The sequence below is a fragment of the Tardiphaga sp. genome (assembly GCF_041424195.1).
Lineage (GTDB): Bacteria > Pseudomonadota > Alphaproteobacteria > Rhizobiales > Xanthobacteraceae > Tardiphaga.
This window is the reverse complement of sequence record NZ_JBGMOE010000039.1, coordinates 1-16,183: the sequence shown is the minus strand read 5'-3', so window position 1 is coordinate 16,183 and position 16,183 is coordinate 1. Positions and strand designations below refer to the sequence as shown.

Sequence of the window (16,183 nt, the reverse complement as noted above, 5' to 3'; positions counted from 1 at the left end):
AAAGCACTCGATTCACCTGAGGAATCCCCCAGGCGCAATTTCGCAACAAAGCCTTTTCAATGGGCCGTTTTCGCTCAGCCCGTTCTCTAGCGCCGTTCGAGAATTGCCATCGTCGACACGGCTCGATCTTGGTGCGTTCTGGGATGTCTCGCCGCGTTTTCGCTTGCAGGCAAACCTCACCAACGTTTTCGACACGCGCGTCTATGAGCCGCGCGCGAGCGCGTTCAGCCTGTCACAGACCCGCCGTTTCACGATCGGCGGCCGCATGACCCTGTGAGCCGGCGGAGGTGAATAAGCCACGCCAAATCGCGACGGTTATGCATCGCTGGACCGGACTGGCTCTCGCCGGGTTTCTGACCATCGTTGGCCTCACCGGCGCGATCCTGGCGTGGAACGACGAGCTCGAACGTGTCTTTGCGCCCAGCATGTTCGTGCTCGGCCCAGAAAGCGCGGCCAAGCCGGCGCTGGATCCGTTCGCGCTGCGCGACGCCGCCGCGCGCGCGGTCCCCGGTTACGCGATAAACGGTGTCGATTTCACCCGGAAGGCGGACCAGCCGGCGATTTTCTACGTGGAGGCGAAGCAGGGCGGACCAGCGCCGCGCTTTGATCAGATCGCGCTCGATCCGGCCAGCGGACGGGTGATGGGCCGGCGACGAGCGGGCGACCTTGGCGGCGGCCCCATCAACGTCATGCCCTTCATATACTCGCTTCACGACCAACTGGCGCTCGGCCCGTGGGGCGCGTTCGTCCTTGGCATCGCCGCTCTGGCCTGGACCTTGGACTGTTTTGTCGGGGCCTACCTCACCCTGCCGGCGCGCGGTGTATCGCGACGCCGATCTTATGCCTGGGCGACAAAGTGGGCGCCCGCTTGGGCGGTGAGATTTAAAGGCGGGCAGTATCGCCTGTTCTACGATCTTCACCGCGCCGGCGGTCTCTGGCCGTGGTTGTTGATGCTGGTCGTCGCCTGGTCGAGCGTCTCGTTCAATCTGCCGCAGGTTTACCGGCCCGTCACGGCGGCCATTTTCGGCAGCGAACCGCAGCCGCCTAGGCCTCGCATCGCCGACCCGGCGCAGCCACCTCGCCTTGGCTGGCAGGACGGCTATCGGGAAGCGCAGCGCGCCATGAAGATGTGGGCCGCTCGGGAAGGATTTGTCGTCCGCTCGGAACGGTTGCTATTTTACGATCCGGCCAGCCACGCCTACGAATATCGCGTTGTCAGCAATCGCGACCCCAGTAACAATGGTAATACCACGCTCCGGCTCGATGGCGATAGCGGGCGATTGGTGTCGACGAGTTTGCCGACAGGAAGAGCGGCCGGAACCACGCTCACCAGCTGGATTGGCGATATTCATGTCGGCAACGTGTTCGGTATCGCGATGAAAATCGCGCTTTCGTTGACGGGGGTAGCTGTCGCGACGCTTTCGATAACGGGCGTTTGGCTCTGGTGGCGGAAACGCAAATCACGCCGGTTCGCTCGTGGACGGCGACGTCGCGTTCATGGCCTGAAAGAACCATGCTCACCAACTGGATCGGAACGCGCTAGATCTTGACGACTATCATCCACAACGCTGCTTCCGCATTCGCCAAAGCCTGCAATCCCGCTATTGCTCTACTTCAGCGCACTCCAGTGCCCTGCTCACGCTGGTGGCGGCGCAATTGTCTCGTGCTGTGTCTCAAACTGGCTCTTCTAATCGATGGAAGATCGGCGCCTCGCATGTTAATCGCCGTCTGGACGTGGGTCGCGCACGGGACGGCGCCTTCGGCGTGCTTGTTTAATAGGGCGGGCGCCGTCAGCTGACCTGCACCCCGAATTCTGGACCGTTCTGAGCTGGGAAATTCCAGTTATGATCGGCCGACCTGCGGGTTCTTTGTCAAACCTGCATGCGCATGATGTCCTGGTAGGCCGACAAAAGCTTGTTGCGGACCTGGAGCGTCGTCTCGAAACTGACCGAGGCGCGCGCCTGCATGAGGGCTACGGTCGCGATGTCGGTGATGTCGCCGCGCTCATAGGCTTCGGTGACGGTGTCCTCGCGCTCGAGGTCGCCATTGACCTTCTGAACCGCTGTTTCCAGTGTTGCAGCAAAGCTGGTCGGTGACGTCTTGGTGGTTTCGCCGACACTTTGTACAGGGTTAGCGGGCGCAGGAGCGAGATTGCGCAGCGCTGTCTGGCGATCGAGGATCGCGGTTCGCAATGCCATGACATTGGCGACGGACATGTCGTTCATCGTCACACATTCCTGATAGAAGGCGGGAGCAGCTTGCCCCATTTTCGTTAAAAAATGGTTAACCATGATGTCGGTGATCGGCTTGAAGAACGCAGGAACAGCGCGACGCTGGGAAAAGGTTGTAGAATGCCCGAGCGCAAAATTATCCATATTGCGGCAGCCCTCATCGACGATGGGCAGGGCCGCCTTCTTCTTGTGCGGAAAGCTGGCACGCGCTGGTTCATGCAGGCGGGCGGAAAAATTGAAAAAGGTGAAAGTCCTAGATCGGCTTTGCGCCGGGAGTTGCGCGAGGAAATCGGTCTTTCGATATCGGATGGCCGCTTGCACTATCTCGGGCGCTTTTCAGCGATCGCTGCCAATGAACCGGATCATCTCGTTGCGGCCGAGGTTTTCCGTGTGCGCACGTTGCACATGCCTGAGATGCATTCGGAGATCGAAGAGGCAGTTTGGGTAGATCGAAATGCGGCAGCCGCGTTGCCGTTAGCCCCTCTTACGCGCGACCATATCATACCGCTATCTTTCACGCTCTGACGAGATCTCGCGCCTTGACGAGCTGATCTACTGGCGTGCGCGACTGGAGACCGTGGCCTTTGTCGGGGTGTGGGGATATCGTCCAGATCACGTCGAGAGCAACGCTATTGCATGCCGTTTGCAAAATGCTTGCTTCCCCGGCCGCTGAAGGATTTAAAGCAGGCTTATGTCTAGTTCTCCTCCTCGCAGTGGCGACAATGCCGCAAATGCTTTTCACGCATTTCTATCGCTGATCGCGTTGCTCTGTGCGATCATCGCGCCGACCGCCGCGCAGGCGGCGCCTGCGGCCGATCCGAGAGAGGTGCAGACCATCTGGCGCCTGCTCGACTATATGGCGGTGGATTACGGCGGGGCGGTCGAGCGCGGAAAGATAACCAACGCCTCCGAATATGCCGAACAGAAGGAGTTCGCGGCGACGGTAAGTGCCAAGATTGCGGCTCTACCGGCAGAGCCGCAACGCGCCGCGCTGGTGTCGGGAGCCGCGCGGCTCGAGACCGCGATCGCAAGCAAGGCGGACGGGTCATCCGTCTCCGACATTGCCCATAGTCTGGGGAACGCTCTTCTTGAGGCCTATCCCGTGCCGCTGGCGCCCAATACGCCGCCCGCCTTTGGGCGCGGACAAGCGCTGTACAACGACAACTGCGCATCCTGCCATGGTGTGACCGGCGATGGCCGAGGTCCGGATGCTGCGAAACTCAACCCGCCGCCAATCGCATTCGTGGATGCGCAGCGGGCGCGAGAACGCAGCGTATTCGCGCTCTATCAGGTCGTGACCCAGGGTCTCGATGGAACGCCGATGCGCAGCTTCGACGAATTGCCCAGCAGCGATCGCTGGGCACTGGCACTCTACGTCGGCCATTTCGCCTTTTCCGATGCTGCCGCGAAGGAAGGCGAGCGGCTCTGGAAATCCGACCCTCAACTGCGCCAGCGCGTCCCCGACCTGAAGACGTTGGTTGGGCTGACGCCGCAGGCGCTCGGCACCAAGATTGGACAGCCCAAAGCCGATGCGGTGATGGCCTATCTGCGGCGCACTCCAGATGCGGTGATCGCACAGGCCCCGGGATCGCTCAGCGTGGTCCGCGAACGCATGGCGCAGAGTCTGGCCGCGTCGAAAGCCGGAGATCGCAAGCGCGCCGGCGAACTGGCACTGTCGGCCTATCTCGACGGGTTCGAACCGATCGAGCCGACCTTGCGTGCGCGCGACGCGACCTTGATGACCCATATCGAGGGCTTGATGATCGAATATCGCGCTGCGGTGCAGAGCGAAGATCCGGATCTTCTGGCTGAGCGCCAACAGGTTCTCGGCACGCTCTACGATGACGCGGAAGCCGCTTTGTCGCCGAATGCGGGCAGCGCGGTTTCGACCTTCCTTGGCGCCGCCACGATCCTGCTGCGCGAAGGACTGGAGGCGCTGCTCATCGTCGTTGCGATGATCGCATTCCTGCGGAAGGCAGAGCGGACGGAGGTCATGCCCTACGTCCATGCCGGATGGATCGGCGCTCTCGTGGCAGGGTTCGTTACCTGGGTGATCGCTACCTGGGCGATCGGCATAAGCGGGGCAAGCCGCGAACTGACCGAGGGATTCGGCTCGCTGCTGGCCGCGGTCGTGCTGCTGTCGGTCGGGATCTGGATGCACGGCAAGGCGCAGGCCGATCAGTGGCAGAAGTATATCCGGGAGAAGATGGCGCAGGCGCTGTCGGGGCGATCGGCCTGGTTTCTGTTCGGCCTCGCCTTCGTCGTGGTCTATCGCGAGGTGTTCGAGACGATCCTGTTCTATGCGGCGCTGACCGCGCAGGGCAACGGTGGGGCTATGCTGGCCGGTGCGCTGTCGGCTTGCGTCGTCCTGGCGGCGATTGCCTGGGCGCTGCTGCGCTACAGTCGCTCGCTGCCGATCGGCACGTTCTTCACCTATAGCTCGTGGCTGATGGCGGTGTTGACGGTGGTGCTCGCGGGCAAGGGCGTCGCCGCGCTGCAGGAGGCTGGGATCGTCGACATCGTTCCTCTGCCATCTTTCCCCCGGATCGACCTGGTGGGGCTTTTCCCCACCATCCAGACCGTCGCGGCGCAAGCCGCTATGGTCGTCGCCCTGGTGATTGGGTTTGGTTGGAACCGCCGGCGGGCACAACCTGCATAATAGGGATGGCATGCATATGTGGAGTTCAGGGCGAACTCAGCATGTCGATGCGACCATCTTCTTTGCATATCGGCGGTCGAAGGAGCGAATGCTTAGGATATGAACCGGCGGGGCTTGCTGATGGCGATTGCCGGCGGTGCGGCGGTGAGCGTGGTCCTTCAGCGAACCCGTTCGATCGGAGTCGAGGTTCCGAATTCGCCCGTCATCGAAAAGATTTTGGGTGACCGCGACGCGCCAAGGCTTGAGCGGCCCAATCAGGACGTGACGCTCGTCGTTTTCACCGATTATCAGTGTCCTGCCTGCCGCGGGGCTAACGGCGCGATGCAGCGCGCGATCGCTGCCGATCTGCGCGTCGGCGTCATCTTCAAGGATTGGCCGATTTTTGGTGAGCGGTCGAGAAATGCGGCGCGTGCAGCGATCGCCGCATCCTTCCAGGGCCGCTATGCCGCCTTCCACGACGCGCTGATGCGATCGCCGACGCTTCTCGATAGCGACGGGATCAGAGCCGTTGCGGCGAGCGTCGCGATCGATTGGAACAAACTGCAGGAAGACATGAGGGAGGAGCAAGGGCGGATCGAGGGCATTTTGCGACAGACCGCGGTCGACGCATTCGCTCTTGGTCTGCGCGGAACGCCCGGCTATCTGGCCAATCGCGTTCTGACCGAGGGCGCGCTTGGCGAGGCAGAGTTCGAGCGTCTGTTTGCGCGGGCTCGCAGGGCGGATGATTGAACCAGTGCCTCTCGTGCGGCTCGGCAAATGACGCGCGAGCGCCAGCAGCGCTGGCCGCGCGCTAATGGTCTGACACAGCTGCGGACAGCGGGCACGTCCGGCAATGCGGCTGCCGAGGAAATCGCAGCATCGGTATCATCTGCCTTCGATGGCACGTTACCGCTCTCTGGCGCCTACGGGCGCGGAAGAGGTGTCGTCGGCTATTCTGATCAGATTTCTCCGAGGACTGCCGCGATTTCATCCCTTGTCGTCAGAGGCTCTTATCATACTGGATGGGCGGTAATTCCGTCGAGATTTCGCGGCGGCGCAGCACAAGAAAAGCCGCGGGGATGACGAACATCGAGAGCAGCGGTGCAGTCAGCATGCCGCCGACCATTGGCGCGGCGATCCTGCTCATCACTTCGGAGCCCGCGCCGGATCCGGCGAGGATCGGCAACAGTCCCGCGATGATCACCGCGACTGTCATGGCCTTGGGCCGGACGCGGAGCAGCGCACCGTCGCGCACCGCCTGCGAAACTTCGTGAGCCGCGGGTGTGTCGCCCCGGTCCTTGAGAGCATCCTTCAGATAGATCAGCATTACAACGCCGAATTCGGCGGAGACGCCCGCCAGCGCGATAAACCCGACCCCGGTTGCGACCGACTGGTGATAACCGAGCAGGTAGAGGATCCAGAACCCGCCGGTGAGCGCGAAGGGCAATGTGCCCATGATCAGCAGCGCCTCGTCGAGCCGCCCGAAGATCAGGAACAGCAGCACGAAGATGATCACCAGCGTCGCGGGGATCACGATCTTCAGGCGATCGAGCGCGCGCCGGAGATATTCGAACTGCCCCGAATAGGCGAGGCTGACTCCCGGCGAGAGCCGGACCTTGCTTGCCACGGCCTGTTGCAGGTCGCCGACCACCGAGGCGAGATCGCGGCCGCGCACATCGACATAGACCCAGGTCGATGGCCGGCCATTCTCGGTCTTGAGCATCGGCGGCCCGTCGGCGACGGCGATCCGCGCGACGGTGCCGAGCGTGATCTGCTGGCCCAACGGCGTCAGCACCGGCAGCGCCTGCAAGGCGTCGATGCTGTCGCGGATCTCGCGCGGATATCGGACATTGATCGGATAGCGGGCCAATCCCTCGACGGTCTGGCCCACATTCTCGCCGCCGACCGCGCCCGAGACGATCGCCTGGACATCGGCGATGTTGAGCCCATAGCGTGCGGCCGCCGCCCGATCGATGTCGATATCGACATAGCGGCCGCCGGTCAGCCGCTCGGCCAGCGCTGAGCTGACGCCGGGCACGGCCTTGGCGACGCCCTCGACCTCGCGCGCGATGCGGTCGAGCTCGGCCAAGTCGCTGCCCGAAATCTTGACCCCGATCGGGCTCTTGATGCCGGTCGCCAGCATGTCGATCCGGTTGCGGATCGGCGGAACCCAGATATTGGCGAGGCCCGGCACCCTCACCGCCCGGTCGAGCTCTTCGACCAGCCTGTCTGGCGTCATGCCCGGCCGCCACTGGTCGCGGGGTTTGAAGCGGATCGTCGTCTCGAACATCTCGAGCGGCGCAGGATCGGTTGCGGTCTCGGCGCGTCCGGCCTTGCCGAAAACGCTCCGCACCTCGGGCACGGTCTTGATCATCCGGTCGGTCTGCTGGAGCAGTTCGGACGCCTTGGCCGCCGAGAGGCCCGGCAGTGCCGAAGGCATGTAGAGCAGGTCGCCTTCGTTCATCGACGGCAGGAATTCGCCGCCGAGCCGTGAGAGCGGCCAAGCGGTGGTCGCGAAGACCAAGGCTGCGATGATGAGCGTCGTCTTCGGCCGATCGAGCGCCCAGTCGATGCAGGGGCGATAGGCCCAGGTGAGCACCCGGTTGATTGGATTGGCCTGTTCGGACGGGATTTTGCCGCGGATCAGCCAGCCCATCAGCACCGGCACCAGCGTCACCGACAGGATGGCAGCGGCTGCCATCGTGTAGGTCTTGGTGAAAGCGAGCGGCGCGAACAGCCGGCCTTCCTGGGCCTGGAGGGTGAACACGGGCACGAAGGACAGGGTGATGATGAGGAGCGAGAAAAACAGCGCGGGACCTACTTCGATGGCCGCCTGGGTGATGACCGTCGAATGTTCGGCGCCCCTAAGCTCCTCGCCGGGATGCTCATGTTCCCATTGCTCGATCTTCTTGTGGGCGTTTTCGATCATCACGATCGCGGCATCGACCATCGCCCCGATCGCGATTGCGATACCGCCCAGCGACATGATGTTCGCGTTCACGCCTTGCGCGTGCATGACGATAAAGGCGGCAAGCACGCCCAGAGGCAATGTGACGATCGCGACCAGCGCCGAGCGGACGTGCCAGAGGAACAGCGCGCAGACGATCGCAACGACGATGAACTCCTCGATCAGCTTGTGCGTGAGGTTCTCCACCGCTTGGTCGATGAGCTGCGAGCGATCGTAGGTCGGCACCACCGCCACGCCCGGGGGCAAGCTATTCTTCAACTCCTCGAGCCTGGTCCTTACCGCTTCGATCGTGCTGCGTGCATCCGCACCCTGGCGCAGGATGACGACGCCGCCCGCGACCTCGCCGTCGCCGTCGAGTTCGGCGATGCCGCGACGCATCTCGGGGCCGGTCCGGACGGTGGCGACGTCGCCCAGTGTGACGGGAACGCCGCCTGAACCCACGCGCAGTGGGATCGCGCGGAAGTCGTCGAGCGACTTCAGATAGCCCGAGGCGCGGATCATATATTCGGCCTCGCCCATATTGAGCACCGAACCGCCGGCTTCCTGATTGGCCTGTTGGATGGCGGAAACCGCTTGGTTGTGCGTAATGCCGAAGGCGGCCAGCTTCACGGGATCGAGCACGACCTGATACTGCTTGACCATGCCGCCGATGCTGGCGACCTCGGCGACACCGGGCAGGCTTTTGAGCTCATAGCGCAGGAACCAGTCCTGAAGCCCGCGAAGCTGCGCGAGGTCATGGCCGCCGGTGCGGTCGACCAAGGCATATTCGTAGACCCAGCCCACCCCGGTCGCGTCGGGGCCGATGGCGCTCTTCGCCTGCTCGGGAAGCCGTCCTTGCACCTGGTTGAGATATTCGAGCACGCGGCTGCGCGCCCAGTAGAGGTCGGTGCCGTCCTCGAAGATCACATAGACGAAGCTGTCGCCGAAGAAGCTGTAGGCGCGCACCGTCTTCGCCCCCGGCACCGAGAGCATGGTGGTGGCAAGCGGATAGGTGACCTGGTTCTCGACGATCTGCGGCGCCTGGCCCGGCAGCGAGGTGCGGATGATCACCTGCGTGTCGGAGAGGTCGGGCAAGGCGTCGATCGGCGTCGATCGAACCGCCCAGAGTCCTGCGAACACCAGAGTGATGGCACCGAGGATGACGAAGAAGCGATTGCCCACCGACCATATAATCAGCCGCCCGATCATTGGCCGGCCTCCCGCGTGATCGTTCTGATTGTCGGACCGGCTGGTGATTGGTCAAAGCTGAACCGGACCCGGTCACCGGCTTTGTATCCGCGCGCCAGCGCGGGGTTCGCGAGGCGGAAGCTCATGGTCATGGCCGGCCAGTTGAGCGCTGGCATGGGCTGATGGCTGAAGGTGATGCCGGTCGCGTCGATCTTGTCGATCCGGCCGACCGTCGCATAGGCGCCGGCCTTTGCCGCTGCTTGCTTGAGTGGTGTTGCCGCTTGTGTTGAAATCGGTCGTGCCTGAACACCCGACAGGCTCGCCTCGGAGTCGATCAGGAACTGGCCGGAGGCGACGACCTTCTCGCCTTCAGAGAGGCCGGCAAGGATCTCGGTCTGGCCACCGTTCGTCTGGCCGGTCTGGACTTCAGCGGGCTGGTAACGCCCCTTGTCGAGCGCGAGCATGACCAGCGTTCGCTTACCGGTGCGGATCACCGCTTCCGACGGAACCAACAGCGCCGAGCGTGTGGTTCCGCCGAAATCGACATTGGCGAACATGCCGGGCCTGAGGCGTCCACCGCGATTGGGAAGCTCGATCCGCACGGTCAGCGTCCGGCTATCGACCTGAAAAGCGGGCAGGATCGCCGCAATCCGGCCGCCGAAGCGCTCGGCCGGAAAGGCGGTCAGGGTCGCGGTGGCGCTCTGGCCCGGTCGCAATTGGCCCGCCATCGCTTCCGGCACCGCGGCATTGAGCCAGACAGTGCCGAGACCGTTCACTTCGGCCAGCGTCTCACCAGCAGATATCGTCATGCCCTTGCGTACGCCGAGCGTCTTGATGGCGCCGTTGATGGGAGAGGAGATGGTGATGACGTTGTGTGGCGTGCCGCCGCGATCGACGGCGGCAATCGTGCCGGCCGGCATGCCCACCAGCGCCAGGCGCTGGCGCGCGGCGCGCGTGAGCGCGGCATCGCCGGTTCGTTTGACCGCGAGATATTCGGCCTGGGCGCCGGCCCATTCTGGCAGCAGGAGGTCGGCAAGCGGTGCGCCCGCACCGATCACGTCCCCTGGCGCTCGCGCATAGACGCGCTGGACGAAACCGCCCGCGCGGCTCTGGATAACCGCGACGTCGCGCTGATTGAAATCGATGCTGCCGGTAGCGGTCAGCGCCGAACCGAGCGTGCCCGTCTGCGCAGCGACGATCCGCAATCCCAAGTTTTGGGCTTGCGCCGGATCGATGGCGATGCCCGCTTCGCCTGGCCCCTCGTCGGCATATTTGGGAATGGTTTTCATTCCCATCGAAGACCGGGTCTCAGGATTATCGTAGCGTTCATGCGGCACCATCGGGTCGTACCAATAGAGAACCTTACGGCCTGCATCGGAGGCTTGGGGCGTCGTTCGGCCGCCGTCTTGAAAGATGGCTAAGCCGTAACCCGCCGCACCGGCGAAAACGGCGATAGTCGTAGCGGCTAATCCAAGCCGCATGCCGGCCGAAAACTTGTCGCTCATCGGTCGTCACCCCCATAGGTCAACACAAGGCGCGCAGCGTCGCGCGCCACCTCGGCTTCGCGATCCAGAGTTTGTAACTGGAGGTCGGCCAGCATCGATCGGGCCTGGATCACATCAAGGAGACCCGCGCGCCTGGCGCTATAGCTGGCGGTCTCGAGATCGGCCCTGCGCTGCGCGAGCGGCAGCAGGGTATCTCGTGCGCGCATCCATTGGTCGTGATGCAAGACATGGTCGGCAAGTCCGCTTTCGAGGTCGGCGATAAGACTGCGCCGCATTTCCTCCTGCTCGGCCATCGCTGCGCCGACGCTGGCAAGGCTGGCGGCGATCATCGGATCCTGGCGTTTTTTGGCAAAGAGCGGCAGGCTGACCGTCACGCCGGCCGACACCATGTCCCCGTAACGGTCGGCGCGGCGTTGGTAGGCGACATCGAACCCCCAGTCCGGCCGCTTTTCGGCGCGGGCGAGGGTGACCTCGGCTTCCGTCTGGCGTGTACGGGCGCCGGCGACGCCGAGATCGGGATGGTGATCGAGTTCGGCCCGTAATGCGACGGGATCGACTGTGAACTGCGGCATATCGCCTGAAACCTCGACATCGCCGTCCCCGGTCCAGCGTGCCAGCGCAGCGCGCGCGCGGCCAACGTCAGCGATTGCCTGGCTCCGCCTGTCTTCAAGCGTTGCCAGAACCTGCTGAATGTCCAGTGTCTGTGCGGGACGAGCGGACCCTGAGACGACTCCCGATTGCGAGGCGATCCCCAGTGGCCGCAGACTGGCGATCACCTCGTCGATCGCCGAAAACCTGCGCTCCGCATAGGCGAGGCTGATCCAGGCAAGCGCGGTCGCGACCCTGACCCGCCGCGCCTCCGAGAGACCGTTGGCCTCTGCGGCGACGGCATCGGCTTCAGCGCGATCGATGCGGGCATGGCGTTTGGCGAGATTGGGAATGTCCTGGCTGATGCCGATGCGCTGCGCAGTCATGCTATCGCCCGCAAAGGTGCCGGCAGGTGGGCCGGTTACGGGAAAATTGTCGAGGCTGATACCTAGCTTCGGGTCCGGAAGCCGGCCCGCTGCAGATGCCGTCGAATGGCGAGCTTCGAGATCAAGGGCCCGAGCACGCAGCAGCGGAGCAGTGTGCGCAGCACGTGCAAGAGCATCCCGAAAGGTCACGGGTCGCGCAATAGCCGCGATAGGCATTGCCAGAAGCAACGGCGCGGCGAGAAGCAAGCGCATGCAGGTCTCCTGCGATAAGGGCTGCCAGGGGACGAACGTCCAGCCAGAATGCCGGGGAGAGCGGAGGCTTGCGCCGGCGCCTCTTGCCTGTCCTGGTCAGCTGTGTTGTCGGCCGGAAAGCCGGGTCAACTGGCCAGATGTCTCCGCGACATGGCAGGCATGCCGGCCATCCAATCGGCAGCATGCGGTATCATGACAGCGGAGGGGTGGCCGGTTCTCTGAGCAGCATCGGATGCCCCACCCTGCCAAGAAATGGTCACAAATTCCTGCACTCGGACGCCAGCCGCTCCATGCGGTTGCTGGCTTTTGCGGTTAGGGTGGCCGTTGTGGGCGGAGCCTGCCGTCAGGACGGCAAGCATAGCGTCACGGATGATGGATTTGGTCATCGAGCGTGTTTTCCGGATCTGAAGATGAGGAGGCCAGGGATCGACCATGCGACGCGTGACGGCGCATGGCCTTGCCGGTGGCGATCAGGCTCAGATCAGAAGGGTCGGTGGCTCGGGATCAGGCGCAAGCACTCGCCCTGTGAGAACGCTGGCTGTCGCCGCAACAGGTTCGAACCGTTCATAGATCACCTTGACCGTGAGCGGTTGCTCGGGTGCGGCAACGATCGGAATCACGCAGCCCATGGATGCGATACATTCCAGGGTGAGCCCCTTGCATGGCTTTTCGCCGGCAGGCGGCGCCTTCTGCATAAGGGCCGCGCAATCATCGGGCATTTGTTTGGTGGCCGGCATCGTTTTGGCTGGCATGATGGACGCTTGATGGGGGCCGGCCGCGAAGGCGGCCTGCTGGGCGAACAAGCCGATTAAGGCCCCGAGCAGCAGCACAAGGGAAATGCGTCGTCTCACGAGCACGATATTACACGATAGGGAGCTTTAGGGCAATATTTGCGCGGTGTGTCTGAAGTCGCGTCGCCCTTTTTTGGGCGAGGCGATCGTTTCGCGGTCACCCGGCTCGATTGGTCTCGTCAGGATGAAAATCATGCCTGTTACGAACTCGATCGATCGATATCCTCGCCTTTCGCGCCTAAGCCGGAAAAATTCGACGCGACCTAAAAAATACGCTGAGGGGTAGCGGGTTGCGATGCGTATTATTTTTCGAGGACAGCGCAAAAGCGAGAAGGGAGCCGCTCTACCTAGGTTCACGCGGTGTTGGGGCGGTAGAGACATTTCGCGGTGCAGTCGATGGTCTGATCACGCCGGATGAATCAGCAAGGATTGGTTGATGGTGCCAGTGGATTCCCAAAGCGGGTCGAATGACTAGGTGTTTGGCGATCTCAAATGTGCCGGCGGAGCACAATATTTACTGGTCGGCTGACGTGATGCGTCTCATCGTTTTTCTCTCTGCCATGGTGACCCTGTTGATAGCGTTGGTTGGCTTTTCGATCTATTTTGCTGCGGTCCCGACCATGCCGATCTTCGCCGCTCCGGTGGTGGTTGCCGTTGCCGTTGATCCGGGGCGTTCGCAACAGGTCAGCGCCTACATGAATCGCGATGACCGGATGAAACTGGATTGGGCCACCGATGGCGCTGAGATAGCCTATCGGATCTATGTTGAGGACGGGCATGTCGCCAACGGTACTCTCGCCGCAGGGCGATCGAGCGAAGGATCACAGCATCTGGTTGCCAATCATGGCGGTCTGTACGGAGCAATATTCACAAACGGCTCCCAGAAGCGTGTGACAGTCATCGTCCGCGCAAAGGGAAGATTCGAATTTGTCAGGGCCACCAATTTCCCTCTTTCCGGGGAAGGCGAGAAATGACCGTCGATTGTGGGATTGCCGTTGCAACTTCGGCAATGGGTCCCTGGGGAGGCTGGCGCAAGGTCCGGGCCCGCGTCGAGGGGTGGTTAGGGCGTTTGCTCGCCGCGCTGGTTCTGGCCGTGATCATGATACCGGACGGCGCGCCGGCGAACTCGATCCTCGTCACCAGCGGCGCAGCGGGCTGTAGCCACACCCGCACTGAATTGCCGGACATCGCCAGAGCAGGGGAGCGGCACTGCGAAGAACTTGAGGCCTGTTCGGGAGAATGTCGGTCGGATCTCGATATCGACCTGGGCATGCCGCTGCGGCCAATTTTCCACAGCACGATAATCCTGTCCTCGCCACGTGATGCATTTTCAGAGCACTTCGTGACGGCGGGGCTGGTCACAGAATTGCTCAGGCCACCGACCGGCATGTGATCCGTAGATCCCGCCGGCATTCGATGGTTCTGCAAATGTCGGACCGTCAAAAGTCGGCGGGACCGCGTGCCCCGATGTGGTGGCGATGGGCAGCCGGCATGAGAGCGGAGCCATAGGCTCACTGTTTCGCCGGGTCTGATACGCCCTGCACCGAGGCGTCCCTTCTTCCAGGATCATGACGATCAGCGGGAGACGTCAGTTGCATATATTAGCGCTACACGGCGCGGGGCTGCTTGTGGCCACGACGGCTGTACCTTCCTCACCCAACCTGGGAATGGCGCAGGGTCAATGCCGACCGCATGAAGCCGGACCCGCCTTCATTCTACAGATTGTGGGAATCAAGGATCGTGTCGGATTGTTGAGGGTCGAGGTTTATCCTTCGAACGACGCGGATTTTCTTCAGGATGACAACGTCCTTGTAGGCCAAGGCAAGGTGTTCCGACGTGTCGAAACACCAGTTCCGAAGACTGGAGTGATCGCCCTGTGCATCAGGGTCCCAAGAGCCGGGTCTTATGCTGTCAGCGTGTTGCACGATCGGGATTCAAGCCGGAAGTTCAGTGTAATGGTCGACGGCGTCGGATTTGGCGGCAATCCGCGCATTCGGCTGCGTAAGCCGCGAGCGGCCGAAGCGACGATCAGGGCAGGGGATGGCCCGACACGGCGTCGCATCATCCTCAATTATCATTCGGGTTTCATGTCCTTCGGGCCAATCGGAGGGCGGTGAGGCTATGCGGATCGTCGATGTATGCGCCTTCTATTCTCCGAACGGCGGTGGGGTGAAAACCTATGTCGAGCATAAATTGCGGGCAGGGCCTCTTCAGGGCCACGACATTGTCATTCTGGTGCCTGGTTCGGAACCGCGCACGGAACATTACGGACCAGGAGCCCGGATCGAATATATTGTCGGGCGTCGTTTTCCTCTGGATGGCCGCTACCATTATTTTCATGATGAGTTCGCTCTCCACGCCATGCTGGACGCGCTCAAGCCAGATTGGGTCGAGGCATCGACGCCTTGGAGCAGTGCCTCCATGGTGGCGAACTGGCGGGGTACGGCGCCGCGCAGCCTGATCATGCACGCCGATCCCTTGGGCAATTATGCCTACCGCTGGTTCCGAAATATCGCGAGCAGACAAACGATTGACCGAGGCTTTGACTGGTTCTGGCGTCGTTTGAAGCGCTTTGACGGCGCGTTTGACCATATCATCTGCGCGAGCGACGACCTCTCGACCCGCCTCCGGTTCGGCGGCCTGAAGAATGTCGTCATCAATCGCATGGGTGTCCAGCCCAACATCTTCAGTCCACGCCGGCGTAGCCGGGATTTGCGGCGTACGATGCTCGAATGCCTGGACCTGCCCGATGATGCGCTTCTGCTGTTTGGTGGGGGACGCCATGCCCCGGAAAAGCGGTGGCCCATGATCATCGACGCGGTCACAGCCGCCGGCTATCACCGCCCTGTTGGGCTTATCATTGCCGGAGAAGGCCGCGCGCGCCGGCAAGTCGAGCGGGCAGTAGGCAATAACCCACATATCCGGCTGATACCCCCGATCACGGACAGACGGGAATTCGCAGCAATTCTCGCCAGCGCTGACGCCCTCGTGCACGGCAGCGAATCCGAAACATTTTGCATGATTGCAGCGGAGGCTCAGGCGAGTGGAATTCCCATGCTCCTACCCGACTGCGGCGCCGCTGCGGATCATTTGATAGAAGGGGCCGGTCTTCATTTCGAGGCGGCAAATGCAGCGAGTCTTGCCAGGGCGATTGGTCAATTCATCGACCTTGGTCGAGCGAGACAGGCCGTTGTCGCTCGTGACGCTGCACCGCGGACGCGAACGATGGATGCCCACTTCCAAGACCTCTTCACACTCTACCATGCTCGGCAGACCGTAAAAGTCGAGTCCAGGCCAAGGGAGTCATTGCCCTATTGCACGGTTGCGGGCGCGCTAGCCTGATCGGATGGCAGCGCGTTGCCGCCGCAGCAAACTCCTTCGCTGCGGCGTATGATCCGGTCGTTTGCGGTGCTGAACACGAATGGATCACGCGACGGAGCGCAGCTTCGCTCGGCGGCCGTGCGTGTTTGGGAGTGATGCCTGCAGCCCGAGGCAACAGGCTGCCATATTGGTTCGCGAATGCCTGCTCCGGTTTTGTCACATCGTCCAACGACCTGCCATTGTCGCTATCATGATGCCGCCGGCCAAGGCGAGGAGGGAAAGCATTGAGGCTCCTATATTTGTCAAGCATCTGCCGAGGCTGTTTTCGGGCGACAC

14 protein-coding genes are annotated in these 16,183 nt (G+C 62.5%); 9 read left to right on the top strand and 5 right to left on the bottom strand.

What is annotated here, in order from left to right; translation table 11 throughout:
- Together ACEK02_RS05890 and ACEK02_RS05885 are read left to right on the top strand one after the other, a co-directional pair.
- Positions 1-277: hypothetical protein (locus ACEK02_RS05890; protein WP_371420867.1), on the top strand; the 277-nt coding region annotated here is incomplete at its 5' end.
- Between the two features lie 40 nt (positions 278-317).
- Positions 318-1,550, top strand: coding sequence for a PepSY-associated TM helix domain-containing protein (locus ACEK02_RS05885; RefSeq protein ID WP_371420868.1), 1,233 nt, complete (start codon positions 318-320; stop codon positions 1,548-1,550).
- Positions 1,551-1,871: 321 nt separating this feature from the next.
- Here ACEK02_RS05885 and fliE read toward each other — a convergent pair whose 3' ends face one another.
- Complete coding sequence (gene fliE, locus ACEK02_RS05880) at positions 1,872-2,375, bottom strand: flagellar hook-basal body complex protein FliE (RefSeq protein ID WP_371420866.1); 504 nt, start codon at positions 2,373-2,375, stop codon at positions 1,872-1,874.
- On the opposite strand from fliE, the gene ACEK02_RS05875 reads away from it, so the two are divergent.
- The 3 genes from ACEK02_RS05875 (at position 2,352) to ACEK02_RS05865 (ending at position 5,619) form a co-directional block, all read left to right on the top strand.
- Positions 2,352-2,756 (top strand): NUDIX domain-containing protein, encoded by a 405-nt coding sequence (locus ACEK02_RS05875; protein WP_371420865.1) that lies wholly within the window; start codon positions 2,352-2,354, stop codon positions 2,754-2,756. The genes fliE and ACEK02_RS05875 overlap by 24 nt on opposite strands.
- Positions 2,757-2,922: 166 nt before the next feature.
- On the top strand, positions 2,923-4,890 hold the full coding sequence (locus ACEK02_RS05870) for an FTR1 family protein (RefSeq protein WP_371420864.1): 1,968 nt from the start codon (positions 2,923-2,925) through the stop codon (positions 4,888-4,890).
- Between the two features lie 120 nt (positions 4,891-5,010).
- A complete protein-coding gene (locus tag ACEK02_RS05865) occupies positions 5,011-5,619 on the top strand; it encodes a DsbA family protein (RefSeq protein ID WP_371420863.1) in 609 nt (202 codons plus the stop codon).
- Between the two features lie 250 nt (positions 5,620-5,869).
- Here the strand turns inward: ACEK02_RS05865 and ACEK02_RS05860 are convergent, their stop codons facing one another.
- The 4 genes from ACEK02_RS05860 to ACEK02_RS05845 form a co-directional block, all read right to left on the bottom strand.
- Complete coding sequence (locus tag ACEK02_RS05860) at positions 5,870-9,025, bottom strand: efflux RND transporter permease subunit (RefSeq protein WP_371420862.1); 3,156 nt, start codon at positions 9,023-9,025, stop codon at positions 5,870-5,872.
- Entirely contained in the window at positions 9,022-10,509 is a 1,488-nt protein-coding gene (locus tag ACEK02_RS05855; protein ID WP_371420861.1) for an efflux RND transporter periplasmic adaptor subunit, read from the bottom strand. Before ACEK02_RS05855 ends, ACEK02_RS05860 begins: the two co-directional genes overlap by 4 nt.
- On the bottom strand, positions 10,506-11,735 hold the full coding sequence (locus tag ACEK02_RS05850; RefSeq protein ID WP_371420860.1) for a TolC family protein: 1,230 nt from the start codon (positions 11,733-11,735) through the stop codon (positions 10,506-10,508). The genes ACEK02_RS05855 and ACEK02_RS05850 overlap by 4 nt, the downstream gene beginning before the upstream one ends.
- A 476-nt stretch (positions 11,736-12,211) precedes the next feature.
- Positions 12,212-12,565, bottom strand: a complete 354-nt coding sequence (locus ACEK02_RS05845) for a hypothetical protein (protein WP_371420859.1) — start codon at positions 12,563-12,565, stop codon at positions 12,212-12,214.
- A 440-nt stretch (positions 12,566-13,005) separates the two neighbouring features.
- Here ACEK02_RS05845 and ACEK02_RS05840 point away from each other — a divergent pair, with 440 nt between their 5' ends.
- From ACEK02_RS05840 to ACEK02_RS05825, 4 genes are all read left to right on the top strand, one after another.
- Positions 13,006-13,500 carry a hypothetical protein gene (locus tag ACEK02_RS05840; protein ID WP_371420858.1) on the top strand — a complete coding sequence of 165 codons (495 nt, stop codon included), beginning with the start codon at positions 13,006-13,008 and terminating at the stop codon, positions 13,498-13,500.
- Positions 13,497-13,919 carry a hypothetical protein gene (locus ACEK02_RS05835; RefSeq protein ID WP_371420857.1) on the top strand — a complete coding sequence of 141 codons (423 nt, stop codon included), beginning with the start codon at positions 13,497-13,499 and terminating at the stop codon, positions 13,917-13,919. Before ACEK02_RS05840 ends, ACEK02_RS05835 begins: the two co-directional genes overlap by 4 nt.
- A gap of 175 nt (positions 13,920-14,094) precedes the next feature.
- Positions 14,095-14,643, top strand: a complete 549-nt coding sequence (locus ACEK02_RS05830; protein ID WP_371420856.1) for a DUF2141 domain-containing protein — start codon at positions 14,095-14,097, stop codon at positions 14,641-14,643.
- A 4-nt stretch (positions 14,644-14,647) separates the two neighbouring features.
- Positions 14,648-15,868 carry a glycosyltransferase gene (locus tag ACEK02_RS05825; RefSeq protein WP_371420855.1) on the top strand — a complete coding sequence of 407 codons (1,221 nt, stop codon included), beginning with the start codon at positions 14,648-14,650 and terminating at the stop codon, positions 15,866-15,868.
- The last annotated feature ends 315 nt before the right edge of the window (positions 15,869-16,183 follow it).

Coding starts and splice junctions, on each gene's coding strand:
- ACEK02_RS05885 (WP_371420868.1), top strand. CDS start 318: ATGCATCGCTGGACCGGACTGGCTCTCGCCGGGTTTCTGACCATCGTT.
- ACEK02_RS05875 (WP_371420865.1), top strand. CDS start 2,352: ATGCCCGAGCGCAAAATTATCCATATTGCGGCAGCCCTCATCGACGAT.
- fliE (WP_371420866.1), bottom strand. CDS start 2,375: ATGGATAATTTTGCGCTCGGGCATTCTACAACCTTTTCCCAGCGTCGC.
- ACEK02_RS05870 (WP_371420864.1), top strand. CDS start 2,923: ATGTCTAGTTCTCCTCCTCGCAGTGGCGACAATGCCGCAAATGCTTTT.
- ACEK02_RS05865 (WP_371420863.1), top strand. CDS start 5,011: ATGGCGATTGCCGGCGGTGCGGCGGTGAGCGTGGTCCTTCAGCGAACC.
- ACEK02_RS05860 (WP_371420862.1), bottom strand. CDS start 9,025: ATGATCGGGCGGCTGATTATATGGTCGGTGGGCAATCGCTTCTTCGTC.
- ACEK02_RS05855 (WP_371420861.1), bottom strand. CDS start 10,509: ATGAGCGACAAGTTTTCGGCCGGCATGCGGCTTGGATTAGCCGCTACG.
- ACEK02_RS05850 (WP_371420860.1), bottom strand. CDS start 11,735: ATGCGCTTGCTTCTCGCCGCGCCGTTGCTTCTGGCAATGCCTATCGCG.
- ACEK02_RS05835 (WP_371420857.1), top strand. CDS start 13,497: ATGACCGTCGATTGTGGGATTGCCGTTGCAACTTCGGCAATGGGTCCC.
- ACEK02_RS05830 (WP_371420856.1), top strand. CDS start 14,095: ATGACGATCAGCGGGAGACGTCAGTTGCATATATTAGCGCTACACGGC.
- ACEK02_RS05825 (WP_371420855.1), top strand. CDS start 14,648: ATGCGGATCGTCGATGTATGCGCCTTCTATTCTCCGAACGGCGGTGGG.